The 19,804-nt window shown below is 34.1% G+C and carries 12 protein-coding genes, 1 tRNA gene and 1 pseudogene; 4 read left to right on the top strand and 10 right to left on the bottom strand.

Annotated features, from left to right (window positions below; translation table 11 throughout):
* Positions 1–257: 257 nt before the first annotated feature.
* The 7 genes from KHA90_RS22615 to KHA90_RS22645 all read right to left on the bottom strand — a co-directional run bounded on the left by KHA90_RS22615 (position 258) and on the right by KHA90_RS22645 (position 14,813).
* The gene (locus KHA90_RS22615; RefSeq protein ID WP_213307052.1) at positions 258–2,522 is read right to left on the bottom strand and encodes a GH92 family glycosyl hydrolase; all 2,265 of its coding nucleotides are present in this window, start codon (positions 2,520–2,522) and stop codon (positions 258–260) included.
* 171 nt (positions 2,523–2,693) lie between these two features.
* Positions 2,694–4,598, bottom strand: coding sequence for a beta-mannosidase (locus KHA90_RS22620; RefSeq protein ID WP_244860539.1), 1,905 nt, complete (start codon positions 4,596–4,598; stop codon positions 2,694–2,696).
* Positions 4,599–5,109: 511 nt separating this feature from the next.
* Complete coding sequence (locus KHA90_RS22625) at positions 5,110–6,627, bottom strand: SusD/RagB family nutrient-binding outer membrane lipoprotein (protein ID WP_213307058.1); 1,518 nt, start codon at positions 6,625–6,627, stop codon at positions 5,110–5,112.
* Positions 6,628–6,637: 10 nt separating this feature from the next.
* Positions 6,638–9,727 carry a SusC/RagA family TonB-linked outer membrane protein gene (locus tag KHA90_RS22630; RefSeq protein WP_244860541.1) on the bottom strand — a complete coding sequence of 1,030 codons (3,090 nt, stop codon included), beginning with the start codon at positions 9,725–9,727 and terminating at the stop codon, positions 6,638–6,640.
* 291 nt (positions 9,728–10,018) lie between these two features.
* Positions 10,019–11,029 carry a LacI family DNA-binding transcriptional regulator gene (locus KHA90_RS22635; RefSeq protein WP_213307064.1) on the bottom strand — a complete coding sequence of 337 codons (1,011 nt, stop codon included), beginning with the start codon at positions 11,027–11,029 and terminating at the stop codon, positions 10,019–10,021.
* 279 nt (positions 11,030–11,308) lie between these two features.
* Positions 11,309–12,277 (bottom strand): type I phosphomannose isomerase catalytic subunit, encoded by a 969-nt coding sequence (locus KHA90_RS22640; protein WP_213307067.1) that lies wholly within the window; start codon positions 12,275–12,277, stop codon positions 11,309–11,311.
* A 433-nt stretch (positions 12,278–12,710) separates the two neighbouring features.
* Entirely contained in the window at positions 12,711–14,813 is a 2,103-nt protein-coding gene (locus tag KHA90_RS22645) for a glycoside hydrolase family 97 protein (protein WP_213307070.1), read from the bottom strand.
* Positions 14,814–15,155: 342 nt separating this feature from the next.
* On the opposite strand from KHA90_RS22645, the gene KHA90_RS22650 reads away from it, so the two are divergent.
* From KHA90_RS22650 to KHA90_RS22665, 4 genes are all read left to right on the top strand, one after another.
* Positions 15,156–15,704: a DUF4494 domain-containing protein gene (locus tag KHA90_RS22650; protein ID WP_213307073.1), complete on the top strand. Its 549-nt coding sequence runs from the start codon at positions 15,156–15,158 to the stop codon at positions 15,702–15,704.
* Positions 15,705–16,202: 498 nt separating this feature from the next.
* On the top strand, positions 16,203–16,496 hold the full coding sequence (locus KHA90_RS22655; protein ID WP_213307076.1) for a hypothetical protein: 294 nt from the start codon (positions 16,203–16,205) through the stop codon (positions 16,494–16,496).
* 29 nt (positions 16,497–16,525) lie between these two features.
* On the top strand, positions 16,526–17,050 hold the full coding sequence (locus KHA90_RS22660; RefSeq protein ID WP_213307079.1) for a DUF4269 domain-containing protein: 525 nt from the start codon (positions 16,526–16,528) through the stop codon (positions 17,048–17,050).
* A gap of 127 nt (positions 17,051–17,177) precedes the next feature.
* A tRNA-Met gene (locus tag KHA90_RS22665) sits at positions 17,178–17,250 on the top strand.
* Here KHA90_RS22665 and KHA90_RS25875 read toward each other — a convergent pair.
* From KHA90_RS25875 to KHA90_RS25525, 3 genes and pseudogenes are all read right to left on the bottom strand, one after another.
* On the bottom strand, positions 17,210–18,862 hold the full coding sequence (locus KHA90_RS25875; RefSeq protein WP_379785135.1) for a recombinase family protein: 1,653 nt from the start codon (positions 18,860–18,862) through the stop codon (positions 17,210–17,212). The two genes, KHA90_RS22665 and KHA90_RS25875, sit on opposite strands and share 41 nt — an antisense overlap.
* Positions 18,863–18,872: 10 nt before the next feature.
* Complete coding sequence (locus KHA90_RS22675; protein ID WP_213307082.1) at positions 18,873–19,133, bottom strand: hypothetical protein; 261 nt, start codon at positions 19,131–19,133, stop codon at positions 18,873–18,875.
* 369 nt (positions 19,134–19,502) lie between these two features.
* Positions 19,503–19,691: pseudogene (locus KHA90_RS25525) on the bottom strand (plasmid mobilization protein); the annotation flags it as partial.
* Positions 19,692–19,804 lie beyond the last annotated feature (113 nt).

Raw genomic sequence — 19,804 nt, forward strand, 5'->3', positions numbered from 1 at the left:
TGTGAGTATATACTCTAAACTTGTATTAATATATACCTACAAGGTTTTGAAAACCTCGCAGGAATTCTGAACTTTTAAACTGCAAAATATTCAATGTCAACTTGCAAAGCTTTGTCAAAGTTTAAAACTTTGACAAAGCTGTCGTAAACCTCACGAATCTTTGTCGAGTTACTTGCGGAGATCCCTCGTCCCTCGGGATGACAAAAATGCACAGACTAACTTCTTAAATCTAAAATCTATATTCTAAAATCTTAAATCTAAAACGGTCTATCTTCCTTTTTCACTCCAAATGTTGTCGACGGATTGTTCCCCATATACAATTTTAATTCTCCTCCTTTTACAATCATATCATGCGTGATGAAGGATTTTGTATACGGTTTTCCGTTGTATTCTACTTTTTGAATATAGATATTTGTTTTGCTATTGTTTACGGCATTCAATGTAAATGAAACTCCTTCTTTATAATGTACACTGGCCGAATTTACTAGCGGACTTCCTAAAACATAAATTCCGTTTGCCGGATTAACCGAATAGAATCCCATTGAAGAAAAAACATACCAAGCCGACATTTGTCCTAAATCTTCGTTTCCACATAATCCGTCGGGTTTTGTCGAATAAAATTTATCATCGATTTCACGGATTAGTTTTGCGGTTTTCCAGGGTTGTCCTGCGTATGCATAAAGATATGGAATATGATGATTTGGCTCATTTCCTTGTGCATATTGTCCAATTAATCCACTGATGTCCGGAGAAACTTCTTCACCTTCGACTTTATCTGTGATTAAGAAAAGTGAATCTAATTTGGCTAAAAATTTATCTTCGCTTCCAAATAATTCAATTAAACCGTAAGGGGCTTGTGGAACTAACCACGTATATTGCCACGCATTTCCCTCAACATAATCGTCTTTACGATGTGCTGATGAAAGCGGATTAAATGGTGTTCTCCAATTTCCATCGGTTAATTTTCCTCTCATGAAAGTGGTTTCCTTATCGAAATACAGTTTATACAAATTAGCTCTTTTAGTGAAATAATTATAATCATCTGTCTTCCCTAAAGATTTTGCCATTTGTGCTACGCAATAATCATCGATGGCATATTCTAAAGCATTTCCAACAGATTCCAGCATTTTATCGGCTGGGATATATTCTAATTTTTGAACATAATCCATTCCGTCACGGGTTTGCATCGATGTTTTTTTGATGGCTTCGTATGCTAATGCCGTATCATAATCTCTGTAACCTTTCATGTAAGCATCTACAATAACGGCGATGGAGTGATTTCCGTTCATGGTATTGGTTTCATTTCCCATTAAATGCCAAACCGGTAATCTGCCTTGTTGCTCGTAGATTGCTAAAAATGATTTGACAATATCATTAATTTTATCCGATTGTGTAATCGTGTATAAAGGATGTAAAGCGCGGTAAGTATCCCAAAGTGAAAAAGTGGTGTAGTTGGTAAAATTTGCTTTTTCGTATACTTTTTTATCTGTTCCTCTGTAATCTCCGTTTGCATCATTAAAAATCGATGGCGCAAACATGGTGTGATACATTGCAGTATAAAAAACTTTCATCGTTTTATCGTCTGCTTTGATCTGAATTTTATTTAATTCTGTGTTCCATTTTGAAGTGGCACTTTTTACTACTGCATCAAAATCCCAACCCGGAATCTCGGCTTTGATATTCGCAGCAGCATTTTCAGAACTTACCGGAGAAATTCCGACTTTTACTAAAACCTGTTTGTTTTTTAAGGCGGTAAAATCTAAAACTGCTTTCATTTTTAATCCTTCTCCTTCATTTCCTTTTACCGAAGTTTTATCATCATAAAGCATCATATTAGAAATTGGTTCAGAAAATTCCATCGTGAAAAAGATGCGCTGATCAGCTGCCCAACCCGCAGAATATCGATATCCCGCAAGTGTCGTTTCGTTGATTTTTTTAATGAAAGTTTTTACAGGTTTGTCCCATCCTATTCCATCAGCAAGATCTAATAAAACGTGATTACCTGTTGTAGTATTAAACGTGTATTTATGAAAACCGACTCTTTCGCTTGACGTTAATTCGGCTTTAATTTTATATTTATCCAATAAAACGCTGTAATATCCAGGCTTGCTTACTTCGTTTTTATGCGAGAAATACGATCCGTAACCAGTTGCCATATCTTCTTTTGTTCCTTTGGTAAGTGGTACTTTTCCTGATACGGGCAATAACAGAATATCATTTAAATCTCCAATTCCTGTTCCGCTTAAATGCGTGTGTGTGAATCCTAAAATGGTGTTACTCGCATAATTGTATCCGCTGCACCAATCCCAGCCTTCAAAAACATTTACGGGTCCTAATTGTACGGCTCCAAAAGGTACATTCGCACCCACAAATACGTGTCCGTGTCCCGCTGATCCTATAAACGGATTTACATATTGGGTATAATCTAAATTGGTTTGTTTTGCTTTCTTTTCCTGTGAAATTGCAGGTAAATTAACTAGCATAATTATGGCGAAAACAATGTGCTTATATTTTGTAATCATTTTATTTATTTTTTTATTTTACTTGTGTGATGGCACACGGATGACACGGACAAAACGGGTTTATGCGGATTTTTTTAATCTTTGAACCTAAAGACCCACTGCCGTGCACTTCTACGGAAAACCTTTGTCCCTTTAAACCTTTGTCCCTTTGAACCTTTGAACCTTAAAAACTTAGTACCTTCCTAAAACTTCATATAGAGAATAAACCCTAATCTCCGGTTTTGCTATTTTGCCTTCAAACGTGATTACTTTTTCTTCTCCGGCTTTTAAATCGAAATAATTGTCGCTCCATTTTCCGGTGTATCCTTTTATGGAAACGTTTACATATTTTGCGAATTTTGACGCTTTCAAAATCAGTTTGTTCCCTTTTATTTCAAAAGTGATTTTTGGGTCTTCTAATTTTAAATTTATGGGACGTGTTAAATCAATTTCGGGAGTTTTATCATCACGATAAGCTTCTTTCATGGCGTACCAGGCTGCTTTGGGCTGTCGGTCATAATAATCGGTTACGCTCCAGCTTGCTACAGGCCAGCAATCGTTGAGTTGCCAGACTAATGTTCCCATATTATAAGGCGCTTTTGAACGGTGAATTCCTATAATATTTTTAAGGGAATAATATTGTAAACATTGCGTGAGATACGAATAATCCTCCACATTCATTTTCTTTATTTTGGTCGAATCAATGAAATATCGGTTAAGATACGAATCTAATTTCAGGAATCCCTTTCCGGCTTTTTGATGTGCCTGCAAAATATCGGAATATAAATATCGGTCTTCCGGCAAAGTAAATTTTTCAATTGAAGAATATGTTGGCATTGCCTGCATTCCGTATTCGCTCACAAAACGTCCTGTTTTTTCCTGAACCTTTTCTACATCTTCTAATCCCCACCAGGTTCCCCAATAATGGCTGTCTCCTTCGGTAATACTTTTTTCTCTCGACCAATGAAATAATGGTGATGAACTTATATACGGTCGTTTAGTATCGACTTCTTTTACCCATTTTGGAATGGAATCCTGAAACAAACGAACGTAATCTTTCCATAATCTTGTGGAATCCTGTTTGGACATTTTCATGCTTTTTTGCCAGCCCCAATCTTTAAAAGCTTCATCAATTTCATTGTTTCCGCACCACAAAACAATACTTTTATGATGGCGTAAACGTTTTACCTGATACTGAACTTCTTTTTTTACATTGTCAAAAAAAGCATCATCTCCCGGTATCATTGTTCCGGCAAACATAAAATCCTGCCAGACATAGATTCCGTTTTTATCGCATAAATCATAGAAATAATCGTCTTCATAAATTCCTCCGCCCCAAACACGAAGCATATTCATATTGGCATCTTTTGCCATTCCGATTACTTTTTCATATTCTTTTTTTGTCACTCTGGAAAGAAATGCATCTGAAGGAATATAATTCGCGCCTTTCATGTAAACCGGTTTTCCATCGATTTTAAAATAGAATGTTTTACCCAGATTATCCGGTTGTTGTACGAGTTCGATTTTGCGATCTAATACATAAGGTTTCTCAGGCGTTTTTTTGTCGTATGCTTCTAATCGAGGTGTTTTCCAGATTCCGCAAGTGGTGAATTTTGGTCCCCAATCCCATCCAAAATGATATTGCGCTTTACGCACATAAGCACGTGGATTGTCCGGAATCACAAACGGGAAATCTTTTTTGGCAAGGGAATCGACTACATTTTGTGCCGATTTAAAAACGACAACCAAATCATTATTTCCTGATTTAATTAGTTTTTTAACATCAACCCGCCATTGACGAAACATATTATCTGCTTTTAAAACCAGTTGATTGTTAAGGTAAACGGTTGCATAAGTATCTAATCCGTCAAAAACTAATTCGGCATTTTTTTTATTTAGAGTTGCCGGACTTACTTTAAAAGTGGTTTTATATTCCCAGTCTTTCTTTTCGATCCAAACCAGTTTTTTTTCATTATCTCTGTAAAACGGATCCGGAATTAATTTGTTATTCAACAAATCTGTATGAATCTCTCCCGGAACTGTTGCTGGATACCATTTTACAGTTTTGGTTTCCCGATATTCCCAGCCGGTTTTCAAGTCTATGTTTTGAGCATTTGACGACAATGAAAAATTGGCGAGACAAACGCAAACAAACCAATAAAATCTTTTTTTATACTTCATTCTAACCGAATAATAAATTTATATTTTTTATCGCTGGCAGGTTGAGAAGGAGAATTGACTTTTATCACTATTCCTTCTCTTTTAGTTTTTTATTAGAGAATAAAAGTAACTAACAAAATATCCGGAAATCATTTCCCTATTTGCGACTGCCTAACTTAATTTTAGATTTTTGATTGTAGTCCCGATAGCTATCGGGATTAGCTTCTATCTTATTCTTATAAAAATTAAAAACAGCTATCAATTCAGTCTTTTGAAGTAATTCCATCTTTTTCAGCAAAAGCAATTTTGTCTGTTGCGAAAAAAAGGGGTTTAAAACAGCTGAACTTTCTTTGATATCAACTTGTAATTTAATGAAAATCAAAATAGAAAATAAGCCGGGTGACAGGTATCGCACCCGACTTATTTAAAACTAACCTAACCAAATTAATTATTGTTTATCCCACCAAATTCTGGTTGTCATTAAATCCAACCCCTGACGTGATATTGCTTCTTTATAATTAGCAGCATTTGTTATTAACTCTGACTGATCATAAATTAATCTTCTAGGAACGGTTCCTTTTGTTTCTCCGGTAGGATCATTTACAGGAACAATTGCCGGATATCCGGTTCTTCTGTATTCTGAAAATGCTTCAAAACCGTTGAACAACAATACAACCCATTTTTGAGTAATAATTTGTTCGATTTTTTCAGCTTCGGTTCCAGCAATTTTAAACGGATGAGCCGCGATATAAGTGTTGTATTCAGCAGTTGAAACGGCTGGTACTTTATCTCCAAAAATAGTCAGGATATCCATTGCTGCTTTTACTCCGCCTTCATAATGTACTTGAGCGCTTCCGCCAACGTTCCAGCCTTTTACTGCTGCTTCTGCCATTATAAATTTTACCTCAGCATAAGACATAATTAAAGTTGGTGCATCTAAACGTAATACTGTTGAAGTATTAGGATCTGAGAATAATTTTTTATCTCCACCCGCAAATTCTTTCGCATCATTTGCTAAACCTTGCTGGCTTGCAGGAGAGTTGTCTCCCGTTGCTTCTAATTTTGCATAGATTCTTAAACGTGGATCATTATTATTTTTCAGGAAATCAATATATGTTTTACTGAATTTTACATTTCCATCTCCTCCATTCAAATCATTTCTAACCCATGAAGACGTGATCGGGTTTGTTTTAACTCCCGCCGGACCTGCATCATGTTTTAAAACAAGGCTATCATCATTTGATGTAAAAACTCCTTTGGCAACTGCTTTTTCAACATATTGCTGGGCTTTTGCAGGGTTTACTTTTGATAAACGCATTGCCACTCTCAACATTAAAGAGTTAGCAAGTTTTTTCCATTTTGCAACATCACTTTGATAATATAAATCAGCGTTGCCTACAAATGCTTTATTGGCATCAAGAGCGTCACCGGCTTCGTCTAATTCTTTTAAAAGGTCGTTGTAGATCGCTTCTTGTGTGTCATATTTTGGGGCAAAAACATTTCCGTTATATCCTTTTCCTGCTTCGAAATAAGGAATTTCACCATAAGTATCTGTCAGCTTTTGAAACATCAATACTTTCATGATTCTAAGAGACTGAATCATATTTGAGTTTTCCGGCGTGTCTTTTACAACAGACAGTAATTGAAAAATCTGATTCAATCCTTTTCCGTATGATTCTCCAAAAAGAGAACCTGAATATTCAGACGAATAGGTATATTTTGAACCCGGACCTCCTAATGAAGAGAATTGTTGTACTATTTGTGCTGCGTAATAATTATTTCCTCTTGTATTAGAAAAATCTTGTCCGTCAACATAAATCTCCGCAAGTGTATACATTGATTTTACAGCAGGATCTGTCAAAGCGTTTGGATTCGTATTCATTTCCTCGAATCCTTTATCGCATGAAGTTAATGTCATTGCACCAACAATTGCGATACAGAATATTTTTATAAATTTATTTTTCATCTTTCAATTATTAAAATTTGACATTAAGAGTTACACCGTAGTTTCTTGTCAAAGGCATAGAAGCTCTTTCAAGACCTTGTGCATTACTATTTGAATAGTTTGACTCTGGGTCAATGTTTGGCACTTTGTCGTAAATTGTCCATAAATTATGAGCAGAAAATGCTAAACTAATTGCCTGAAACGGAGTTTTTGACAAATATGTTTTTGGGAAATTATAGCTAAAAGAAATTGCTCTTAACTTTACAAAATCAGCATCATATACAAAATTTGATGTCACATCACTATAACTTCTCCAGTAATCGTATGCAGAAACTGTTGTGTTTACAGGATTTCCGTTAACATCTGTACCTGATACAGCAACTCCTCCTTCACGACCCGGAAGTGTTTGCTCAGATAATCCGTAACGTGTTCCTAACTGGTTTGTAGCTGAGTAGATTTCTCCTCCAAATTTAGCATCTACAAAAATTGAAAGTGTGAAATTTTTATAAGAGAAATCATTTGAAAGTCCCATTGAAGTTGGCGCAACACCTTGTCCGGCAATGATTAAATCGCCTCTCATGAATTTTCCATTTGTATCTAATACAACATTTCCTTGTGCATCTCTTAAATAATCATAGGCTTTGATTACTCCAAAAGGCTGTCCTTTTTCTAAAACCACAGAAGCTCTTGCATCTCTGTTTCCTTCTAATGATTTTGTTGTGATTTTATCCGAAAGATTAAGCACTTCACTATTATTATAAGCAAAATTATATCCTACATTCCAAGTGAAATTTGGCGTTTTTACTGCTTTTACATTTACTGCAAATTCAACCCCTTTATTCATGATTTCACCTACATTGATTTTTGTAGTTCTGTAACCTGAAGCCTGAGAAATATCAGCATCAGTAATATCATTTGTAGTTTTCTTTTGATAGAAAGTCAAATCTGTACTTACTCTGTTATTGAAGAATGTATTTTCGAAACCAAATTCGATTGTACTTACATTATATGGTTTTAAAGTTCTGTTAGGAACTGTTTCTCCATTCACTCCTAAAATTGGTTGTCCCTGAGCATCAGTTTGTCCGTCTGGCGCAGTATAAGTCAATGCTAAAGCATAAGCATCCGGCAAAGCTCCTCCTACGTTACCCCAACCTGCTCTTAACTTTCCGTAAGACATCCATTCTGGTAATTTAATTACTTCAGAATAAATAAAACTTGTACTTACAGATGGGTAAAAAGTACTGTTGCTTGATGGATCTAAAGTAGAGAACCAATCTTCACGTCCTGTTAAACTTACATATAAGAAATCTTTGTATCCTAAATCAGCAGAATAAAAAAGAGAGTTTACTTCACTTTCTGAAAACAATTTATCACTTTGTACCGGCTGCGTATTTCCGTAGAAATATTTGAACGGAACAATAAAATTATTTCCTTTCATTTTTATACCGCTGTATCTGTTATGTTGACGGTTAGCTCCAACGAAAGCATCTAAAGAAAGGTCTTTTGCAATATCACCTTTGTATCCTAAATAACCAGACGCATTATATTCTGAACGGCTTTCTACTCTGTTTTCATAAGATCCTCCAAGACTATAATTGATTCCGGTAGGCTCAATTTCAGTATATTCATAATTAAGATCATCAATACCAATAACCCCTTTTGCATAAATTTTATCTGTAATATTATAATTCACTTTAGCAGAACCAATAAAGCGTTTTCTAAGGTCATCATTCAAATCTTGTTGAGTTGCAAAATATGGATTAGTCTGATAATTATTTCCACCAAAATAATCTGCTTCACCTCCATTTTCATCATACGCATTACTTATCGATCTAATATCCGTTCCCGGAGTCAAAAAAGTTGTTGGGAAAGATGCATTTCTTGGAGAGTCATTTAAATAAGGTCTGTTATGACTTTTTTCTGTAACATATTGAGCATTAGTTTCTACGCTGATTTTTTTGTTTACAGCCGAATTTAAACTCAAAGCAATATTATTTCTGCCAAAGTTAGTTCCAGGTAAAATAGACTCATCTTTAGTGTTTCCGAAAGACAATCTGAAGTTAGTCGTTTCATTTCCACCAGAAATTGCTAAAGTATTACTATAAGAATATCCTGTTCTATAAAAGTTTTTAACATTATCCTTACCGTATGCCTGATATGGTTTAGTAGTTCCGTCAAGTGCAAGAGAAGGCGTTCCGTCGTATTTATCTCCCCATGCAAAATAATATGAATCTCTAAGTTCTTGTAAATCACTATATCTTGTAGCTACACCATTTACAGGTGCTCCAGCTCCATATTGATCTTGCCAGTGTAAAAGGCTTACAGGTGTATTAAATGTAGAATTTGTACTAAAATCTACCCCAATTCCTGTTCCGCTTTTTCCTTTTTTAGTCGTAATCAAGATAACACCATTTGATCCTCTGTACCCGTAAAGAGCCGAAGCAGCACTACCTTTTAATACTGACATCGAAGCAATATCATCCGGATTGAAAGACGACATTCCGTCTCCTTTATCAGCTCCACCATACATTCCTGCATTTCCTTGCTGGCTGTTATCAATCGGGATACCATCTACAACATACAAAGGCTGGTTAAGTCCGGAGGCCGATGTTGCTCCACGAATTACAACACGGCTGGAACCTGATGGTCCTGAAACCGGCGCAGAAACGTTAACTCCGGCAATTTTTCCCTGAAGGGCATTTCCTAAGTTGATTTCCTTGTTCTTTGTCAGTTCCTCTCCTTTTAATTCTCCAACTGCATATCCTAAACTTTTCTTTTGTTTTTTAACTCCAAATGAAGTTACCACAACATCTTTTAATTCCTGTGTGTTTTCAATTAATATAACCGAAACTCTGTTTTCATTTTCCTGAAGTACTACTTGTTTTGATCCAAAACCCATAGAAGACACATTTAATGTCACTTTTCCTTCCGGAACATTCATTTTAAATCGGCCTTCAGCGTCTGTAATTGCGCTAAATGGTTTTCCCTGAACCTCAATCGATGCAGCAATAATTCCCTTATTCTCTGCATCAGCCACTATGCCTGTTATCAATCGGTTTTGCGCCACAGCACCTAAGCTGCTTAACAATACCATCCCTAACACTGCCAATATTCGTTTCATAAGCATTTTTTTTTGGTTATTTGTTTTGATTTTGTTTAACGTGATTTTTTTTAATAATTAATAAAATTCGAACTCAATTCAATATGGTATTCAGAGATCTCCACCTCATAAATACTATGGTTTAATAGTCATGTATTCCTACTTTGTTTCAAGAAATCGATATAGTAAACAGGTCAAAAAAATTACTGAATTTTCACTTCATTTGCCTAAACTCTACTAAAACGATTTAATAAAACGGGTAAAAAAAAACGGATCGTTTCTTTTCTTTTTATTTTAAAATTTGTCTTTGAATTAAACTGATTCTCTAACAATCAATTTGCCTCTTTTAAGACTTTTTTCTACTTCAAATTTTCCCATATCCGTCATTTGGCTCATCAATAATTGTATTGATTTAACAGCAATATCTTCAATGGGCTGGGCAACAACTGTAATTGCCGGTGAATGCAATTTAAAACTATCATGGTCGTCAAAACTAATCACCGAAATATCTTCAGGAATTCTGATCCCCATTCCTTTAAAAGCTTGAAGCCCCGCAAGCCCCATATAATTTGTTAAAAATATAACAGCATCAATATTGGGATTCTTTTTTAAGAAATCAACTATCGTTGCAATTCTGTTTTCTTCGGTACTGTAATAATCCATATGAAGCACAAGAGATGGATTGTACATATCTGCTTCTTTTAAAGCATCTCTGCAGCCATCTTCTCTCAGCTTCATCTGAATCATTTCAGATTTGTTATTCACAACAGCAATATTTTTACATCCTTTACTGATTATAAATTTTGTAGCCGTGTTTGAAGCTTCATAATTATCCATAACCACATGACTTACTCTTTGTCCGGGAAAATATCTGTCAATTAATACAACAGGTTTTTTCAGTTTTAAAAGTAGATCAATGCTATCTTCCAGATTTTCAGTTGGTGTAATAATAAAACCATCAACATTTGCTTGTAAAAGACTGTGAACCAATTCTGCCGAACGCTCATCATCTCCGCCTGTACTGCAATAAAAAACCCTGTAATCAATTCTTTTAGCCTCATCCTCAATAACTCTGGCAAGATCTGCAAAGAACTGATTCGAAATATCTTCAACTATTAACCCAATAGATCTTGTTTTTCCGGTTCTCAGGCTTGTCGCAATCATGCTAGGTCTGTAGTTCAACTTTTCAGCAACTTCCTGCACCTTTTTAATTACCGCCGGGCTAATCCCCATTTTCTCCCCCTTATCGTTAATGACAAAAGATACAGTAGATATAGACACTTGCGCCTGTGTGGCAATATCCTTGATAGTAATCTTTTTCATTAGGGAAGTTAATTTTTTTATTAAGCTATTGTTAATTATATCACAAATATATATAAAAATAATTACTAAAACGATTTTGTAATTATTTTTTTAAACATATCATTTTTTTAATGCTAAATACAAATACAATCATCAGCAATAACGGGTAATTTTAGTATTAATCATTTTAAAGGAATTCAAATCGATTTAAAACTTTTAATATGAATAATCAGCAACTATAATTTAAAGTCGCAAAGTTTTTGAATTTCCCACTTCATTACTTTGCGACTTTTTCCGGCTTTACGAAATATAAACTTCTAAAATCGATGCTGAACCTTCTAACACATAACTGCGCATATCAGCAGGAATTAAAACCGTATCGCCTTTTCTATACATATAGTTTACGTTTTCATATCTAATTTCAAATGAACCTTCAATACACATATAAACCGTAAAAGTATCTCCGTTTTTATTGCCATCAATTTTTCCGTCAAGCGGAATAATATTCGTTGTAAAATAAGGACAATCAACAATTACATTGGATGTATTTGGAGTAGTTTCATATTTTTTATGTGTATCTACTTTATTGTAATTAATAGCATCAAGAGCCAAATCAACATGTAATTCTCTGGTATTTCCCTGAGCATCTTTTCTATCAAAATCATACAAACGATACGTTATATCAGATGTTTGCTGAATCTCTGCCACAACTAATCCTGCTCCTATCGCGTGAACTGTTCCGGTTTCTAAAAAGAAAACATCACCGGCTTTTGCTTTAACATCATCTAAAATCGAAACCAAGGTTTTGTCATTTAAATGTTTCAGATATTCTTCTCTGCTTGAATCTTCTTTAAAACCTACAATGATTCTTGCATCATCATCAGCCTGCATTACGTACCACATTTCGGTTTTACCAAAAGAGTTATGACGTTCTTTTGCTAATTTATCATTGGGATGAACCTGGATCGATAAATCTTCGCGCGCATCCAGATATTTAAATAATAAAGGAAACTGATTCCCAAATCTTTTATAAACTGCAGTACCTAAAATTTCGTTTGGTGCCTGATCGATTAATTCTGTTAACGATTTTCCTTTTAATTCGCCATTTGCAATAACGCTTACATCTCCTTCTACAGTTGACAATTCCCAACTTTCTCCTGTAATTTCAGAAACGATAGGTTTATTCAGGATTGTTTTTAATTTTTCTCCACCCCAGATTCTGTCTTTTAGGATTGGTTCAAACTGTAAAGGGTAAACTTTTGTATTCATATTTAGTTTTGTTTAATTAAGATCTTATTTTTTTGCTACAGATTCAAATGATTTAAATATTTACTTATCTGTATGTGTTTTTTTTGCCACGAATTACACGAATTTCTCGAATTTCTTTCGAAGCTTAAAAAAATCTGCCTGATCTGCAAAATCTGCGAGAAAACTTTTTTTAATAATTTTTCGCAACGCCCGAGCCGATGGCGAACAGGCAACGAATTACACGAATTCCCACTAATTAATTTAACTCATTTAAATAATAAACGTGTCTAATTCAAATTATTTTAATTCTTGAAATCTGTGGGTAAACTTTTTTTCACGCAGATTTAGCAGATTAAGCAAATTTTTTTAGACCAATACCAGAAGGAAAAAATCTGTGTTTATCCGTGTTTTGGCTTTAGCGAATCAGTGTCATCCGCGTGCCGTTTCACATTTTTCATTTTATCGAAATTGCAACTCCACCACTTGCAGCTAATTTTTGCTTTAATTTCGTTTTACTATTCACAGTCATTTTTCGAATATTGTACGATTGCGGATTAGTTTTATAATCTGCCGTTTTTCCATCTTCATAAATAATTGCTGTAAATGATTTTCCCGCAGGTAGAAAACTAAAATCAATTATTGCCGTTCGTGCATTTTCATCTGTGATTCCGCCTACGAACCATTCTTGTTTTCCTTTGGTTTTTCTGGCAATTGTGATATAATCTCCCGGCTCAGCTTCAAGGATATATGTTTCATCCCAATCTAACGCAACATCTTTTATAAACTGAAATGCATCATTAAAACGAATATAATTCTCAGGTAAATCGGCAGCCATTTGCAACGGACTATACATTGTAACATACAATGCCAATTGCTTGACCAATGTTGTACTTAACTTATTTTTTTTATCTCCGTAAAATGATAAATCACCCTGAAAAATTCCCGGTGTATAGTCCATCGGACCACCCATTAAACGGGTAAAAGGCAAAATTGTGGTGTGATCCGGATGAATTCCTTCCATAGATTCAAACTCGGTTCCTCGCGCTGATTCCTGAGCAAACCAGTTAGGATATGTTCTGTGTAAACCCGTTGGACGAACTGCTTCGTGTGAATCTACCATAATCTTGTGTTTCGCAGCTTGTTGTGCGACATAAGTATAATGATTCACCATTTGCTGACCATCGTGATGTTCGCCTCTTGGAATAATTGGTCCAACATATCCTGTTTTTACAGCATTGTAATTATTATCAGTCATGAAATTTAAGGCGTCATTTAATTGTCGCTCATATTCAGCAGTTGACGATGTGGTTTCATGATGCATAATAATTTTGACATTCTTTTTACTGGCATAATCACTTAAATCTTTCACATCAAAATCCGGATATGCTTTTGTAAAACTATAAATACGTTCTTTTTTAAAAGCCGTATTATCTTCCCAGCCTTCGTTCCAGCCTTCGACCAAAACAGCATCGAAACCATTTTTTGAAGCAAAATCAATATATTCTTTTACATGTTTTGTATTTGCTCCGTGGGTATTATTTGGTTTTAATTTAGCAAAATCTGTCTTACCAATTACAACATCCTGATTGTCAGAATATGCCCAAGTCGATCCTCCGCCGGTAAAATATTCCCACCAGACACCAATATATTTTACAGGTTTAATCCACGAAGTATCTTCAAAAGCGCAAGGTTCGTTAAGATTTAAAATCATTTTTGAAGCCAGAATATTTTTAGCATCGTCACTCACCACAATTGTGCGCCACGGCGTAAAACTTCCCGTTTGGATATATCCTTTATTTCCCACAGCATCAGGAACAAGATGTGAACTCAACGAATATGTTTTATCATCGACATTCAGGCACATTGCCGGATAATTTTTTAAAGCTGCTTCGTGAATATTAATGTAAAGCCCATCATTTGTCTTGATCATTAAAGGCGTTTGAGTGGCTAAATTTTTAATCGTTGCTTGTGCCGCAAGAGGAACGTGAGTCGCATTGTAAACCAAAGATTGCATCTCGGATATTTTTGAAGTCGTATAACTATATTCGTTCGTATCATAATCGCCCGGAATCCAGAAAAGTTTATGATCGCCGGTTAAATTAAACTCGGTAGTTTCTTCCTGAATGATAAAATGGCGCAAATTATCCTGTACCGGAAATTCATATCGAAACCCTAATCCGTCATTAAACAATCGGAAATAAATTGAAATTTTTCGCTTACTTTTCTCCTGAACAAGATTTGCTTTTAATTCATTGTACTGATTCTGAATTTCTTTTTGTTCACCTAAAACCGGTTTCCATGTACTGTTTTCTGATTGAAATTTTGTTTCAGTAATTTTAAAATCCCGATTCATAATTATATCCGACTTTATAATAAAGCCTAATTTGCTTTCCTTTATAACTTCTCTTTTTTTATAATTTAAAGAATAAACAGGCGTTCCGTCATTATTTAATTTGAAGGTCAAAGTCAAATTTCCGTCAGGAGATTTTAGTTCCTGCGCATTTAAAAATGAATTCGAAATAATAAATAAAAAGCAGATAAAAAGTATATTTTTCATAAGTCAGAAGAAGTTTTAATAATTGCTAAATCGATTTAGCAAACATAAATAAAATTTACGAAAAGGTTTTAGTTGAATGAATAAAATATTTAATGAAATGAATTTGACTCGATTTTAGATTCTTCATATTTCAATTAAATAGTTCAATTTAGTAAATTTTGACAAATTAGAAATTCTCTATCAATTTATAAATATTCATCACGCACAAAACATTAACTTTTGATACAAATCTAACTTTCAACACCTTACCAAAATGTAATTTAAATTGTGAATATCTATTTTGAGATTTAAGAATTTATTTTCCTGTAAAATCTATCTTTGACATCCTTAAAAATTATAGAGATGAGCGCAACTTGGTACGAATGCAAAGTAAAATATAGAAAAACTGATGAAACTGGCGGACAAAAAGTTTTAACCGAACCTTATTTGGTTGATGCTTTATCCTACACAGAAGCGGAGAAAAGAATAAATGAAGAAATGGCGGCTTATATTAGTGAAGAATTTAAAATCACGAATATAAAAGTGGCTAATTATGCTGAAATTCATCCTTTTGAAAACGCCGATCGTTGGTTTAAATCAAAAGTTTCTTTAATGGCTTACGACGAAGAAAGCGGTAAAGAAAGAAAATCGAATATGTATTTGTTAGTTCAGGCAAATGATGTGAGAGAAGCTTATGACAATACGCTTCATGTAATGCAAAGCACAATGGGCGAATATTCTATTCCGGCAGTTTCTGAATCGCCAATCATGGATGTTTTCCCATATTTTAGCGGTGAAGAAGGAGAAACAGAACAATTAGAAAGATTCAATGCATTAAAAGCTTCAAAACCTGCTCAGGCAGAAGTTGAAACGATTGATCATATGGAGTTTGAAACAGCTTTAGAGGAATAAATGTTTTAAAATTCTAAGAAAAACAAATTCCAAATTCCACAATATTTCAATTCTTACTATTGAAATTTTATAAAGTAGCTTCAGAGAAATCTGAGGCTTTTTTATTTTGTGACATATAAGAGTCTAATTTGTCTAATTGTAAACTCAAAATAAATTATAAATTAGCCAAACCATTAACAACCCAACAAACCAAAGCCCGATTACCCAGAAAACAATAATTTTGACAGGATTTATTCTTCTGAAATTTGTTTTACAATATATTTTAATAAGTCCTGGATATGATTTACAGCGTGACGAATATCTGCATTTGGATCAGGCAAATCATTTGGCTTGGGGTTATTCAGTCTTGTAAATTGTAGGCGAAATAACCAATAAATACACACGTGAATACCAAACGACTATTTATGTTTTTACCAATGCTAAAATCAATATTAATAAAAAGAATCGAAGACGAGATTAAGGAAGAGAAAAATTATAATAAGAAATAAAGTATAAATTATGGTAGACTTCTATCTTATACATGACGAACAAATTACGCCAGAATCACCATCAGATCTGGAATTTATTGGCAATCTTGACCATAAAATATTTCAAAATTTAAAGACGAAAAAAATCATCGATAACAATTATGATTATTATTCAGATTTTAGATGGAATACTCCAATCATAAAGCAAATTTTTGAACACTGCATCAAGCAAGAAACACAAAAAGATACTGATGTAGAACAACTAAAGCAAATACTTAGTACCGCTGAACACAGAAAAAGCGGACTTATTGCTTTTGCAGATTAAATGTTTCAAAATCTTAAACATTATACTAAATGATCGATTTCAGCACTATTGAATATTTAAAAAACGGAAGTCAAAAACAGATTCATGCTTTTGAGGTTTTAAGCAAAAATAAAATGGTATCAAATCTCGCTGAGTTCGATCCTATTTTGGTTGGAACAATTCCTATCAATATTGATATAGAAAACAGCGATTTGGATATTATTTGTTATTGGACAAACAAAACTGACTTTATAGAAAAGTTGCATTCCTTTTTTGAAAGAGAAATTGATTTCACAATTAGAGAAGCAATCATTAATGAAACGGAATCTGTTATCGCTAATTTTAAAATAAATGATTTTGAAATTGAAATTTTTGGACAAAATATTCCCACCAAAAATCAAAATGGTTACAAACACATGATCATTGAACATGAAATTCTACAATCAAAAGACGAAAACTTCAGATTAGAAATCATTAAACTCAAACAAAATGGCTATAAAACCGAACCTGCATTTGCTTTTTTATTAGGTTTAAAAGGCGATCCCTACTCTGAATTACTGGATTATAAAATTTAGCTATTACAGTTTCAATATTTAAAGCCCTATTATTTAAACATTTACAACAAAAAAGCCGAAATTTAAAAATAATTCCGAAATTTCTTTGCAAAACAGTAATTACTGTGTATCTTTGCACCCGAAACATCGCGGGATAGAGCAGTAGGCAGCTCGTCGGGCTCATAACCCGAAGGTCACAGGTTCGAGTCCTGTTCCCGCTACAGAGAATAACCCATCAAAATTTTGATGGGTTTTTTGTTTTTTACAATCTCTCTCAAGCCCTGTAAATGTTGAGACCAACCCAAAAACAAGGTTCACTTTATCGGTTAGATACTGCCTGTTTTCTGCCCTAATTGACAATCCCTCTGGAAATACCAAGTTTTGAATCCTGATTTTACTCTCAATATCTCCTTCTCTCCAGTATTTACTGATGTTAGAGACTTTTTCTACTACCTTATCGATATGTCTGTTGTGGTTAGATATTTTTTTGGCATTGGAGTATATCTGGCTTTCAATCATCTTTAATTCGGTTTCAAACTGAATCGCATATCTATTGTATTTATCATCTCCAAAATTCGTATTCTCAAAATAGCGTTTATCCAAATTCTCAATTTTAGTTTCAATATCTTTTTTCTTTAGAAGTAAGCTTTTCGTTTCCTCTTTAGCCTCTGCGTTCACAGCATCAAAGAATTTATTTAACTGTATTTTAAAAGGCTCTACAAATTTTGAGTTTAATGTATACTTTGACAATAATCTTTCGAAAGAATCATTCAAACCTTCCATTTTTGATTTTTGAGTGGTAAGAGCATTAAAACTGGCATTTTTACATTTTTGGCATTTATAATAATGCGCTTTCTTTTTTCGAACCTCATAACTTGTAAGCAAGCAACCACACTCGCACCTTAAAAATCCTGTAAGGGGTCGAAACTCATTGACTTTAGTTTTACAATATTCTTTAACTGCAATTACGTTGTTTTCCGAAAGCATATTATCAACTTTCAGGAAATCTTCTTCACTAACTATCCCTGCCCAGTTTCCTTTCACTGGTTCTTCAATTAATGCATTAACTAAGATCCCGCAATAAAATGGGTTTCGCCACATAGAACCAATACCTTGTTTTGAAATAATCAAATTCAATTTCTCAAGTTTCTGTCTGATCACATAATCTCTTTCCCCTGCAAGTTTCCATTTCCATGCCTTTTTTAAAACCTCTCCTTCCTTATTGATTGTAATAGACTGCGTGTCCTGCATTAAGGCATAATCCCCAACTTTTCTTCCTCGCATTGTATAGCCTCTGGGAGCTTTGCCAAGCCAGTTACCTGACCTTAGCAGTGCTTTCATGCCAGGAATTGTTTTCTCCAATCTGTCCATGTTTTCCCTTCTGGCATCCAAAAGCTTGCTGTAAATATCTAATTTACTGTATTCATCATTGGTGCAGAGTCCTGATGAAGTCTCGATCAAATGAACACCCAATTTATCCACTAGTTCATGTACAATCGTTATAGCGTTGCCCCCTGTTCTGGAGAACCTGCTGATAAATTTGATAGCAATAGCGAAAGGTTTCTGCTTTGAGCTTTTAACTTCTTCCAGCAGTTTTGTAAACTCTTTTCTTGTGAAATCTCCCGAGGCGCTTTCATAAGTACCTCCAAGTATATTTTTAAGTGTATAGCCATTCCTAGATGCGAACTGAACTATTTCACTTCGCTGTTCTTCCAGACTATTATTTACTAACTGCAGTTTAGAGCTTACCCGAGTGTAGCCCCAAATTTCTTTTACCACATCTTTTTGAGTTAGTTTTTCTTTTTGAAATTTTTTGAAATTTTCAATACTCATATTCTTAGTTTTAAAAATTATAAACTATTACTGCTAATTGAAACAGGCTTTCAATTATTTCCTGACCCTCAGATTCTGAAATTGTTTCAAAACCTTTACAGCTTCTTAATTCTTCAATCGTTAATTTCACCTGATTCTTTTCGGCTCTTTCTTTCTCATTGCCAGAGACGCTCTCTCTTTGTTCAAGCTTTATATTTATATTTTTGGCATGTGGCTCTATTAAGCCCCTACCTATAGTGATTTTTATTTTATCGGTTTCTTCATTTCTCATCTTGCACCTCCTGCTTTAAACTGTAAAAGACCGCTTTCACGATCTTTACTGATACACCTAATTATATTTATTTTAATAAATATAATTAGGCATGTTTGAAGCTATGACGTTTATAGTGCCACTGGTACTCTTTGTCTTTTAAAGTCATAATATACTAAGCGAAAATTGCAGGCTTACAGCAATTTCAATAATTAAAGCTTGGCTAGAACATAACCGAAAGGTGTTTTTTCGATAAACAGCAATTAATAAAATCTTACCGATGTATCTTATCAATTCTTTATATATGGCACACTGAAAATCATGTTTCATACATTGTACGCGAATTAAACACGTCTGTAGACTAATATTTCTTGAAATTTCGCTGTTATATCAAGGTTTTGTAATGTACTTTTCTTCAAATTCCTCTGTGAGCTGTACTATCTTTTTGGATAAAACAGCTAATTCTATTGTCTGCTTTTCGAGTTTGTACAGATATGCTGAAGCTTTCTTTTCGGAAAATTTTTGATATAAAATCTTTACTACCTGATTGTAATTTACCCCGACAGTGGATATTCTGGATAAAGTGAGCACCTAATTCTGGATAAAAGTGAGCAGTATAAATGAACTCAAAAAGGTGTCTAAAAAGTAGTTTAAAAATATAAAATTATTTTATTCTATTAGTTGTTTTTCTA

It is taken from the genome of Flavobacterium psychroterrae (assembly GCF_018380615.1).
Taxonomy (GTDB): domain Bacteria; phylum Bacteroidota; class Bacteroidia; order Flavobacteriales; family Flavobacteriaceae; genus Flavobacterium; species Flavobacterium psychroterrae.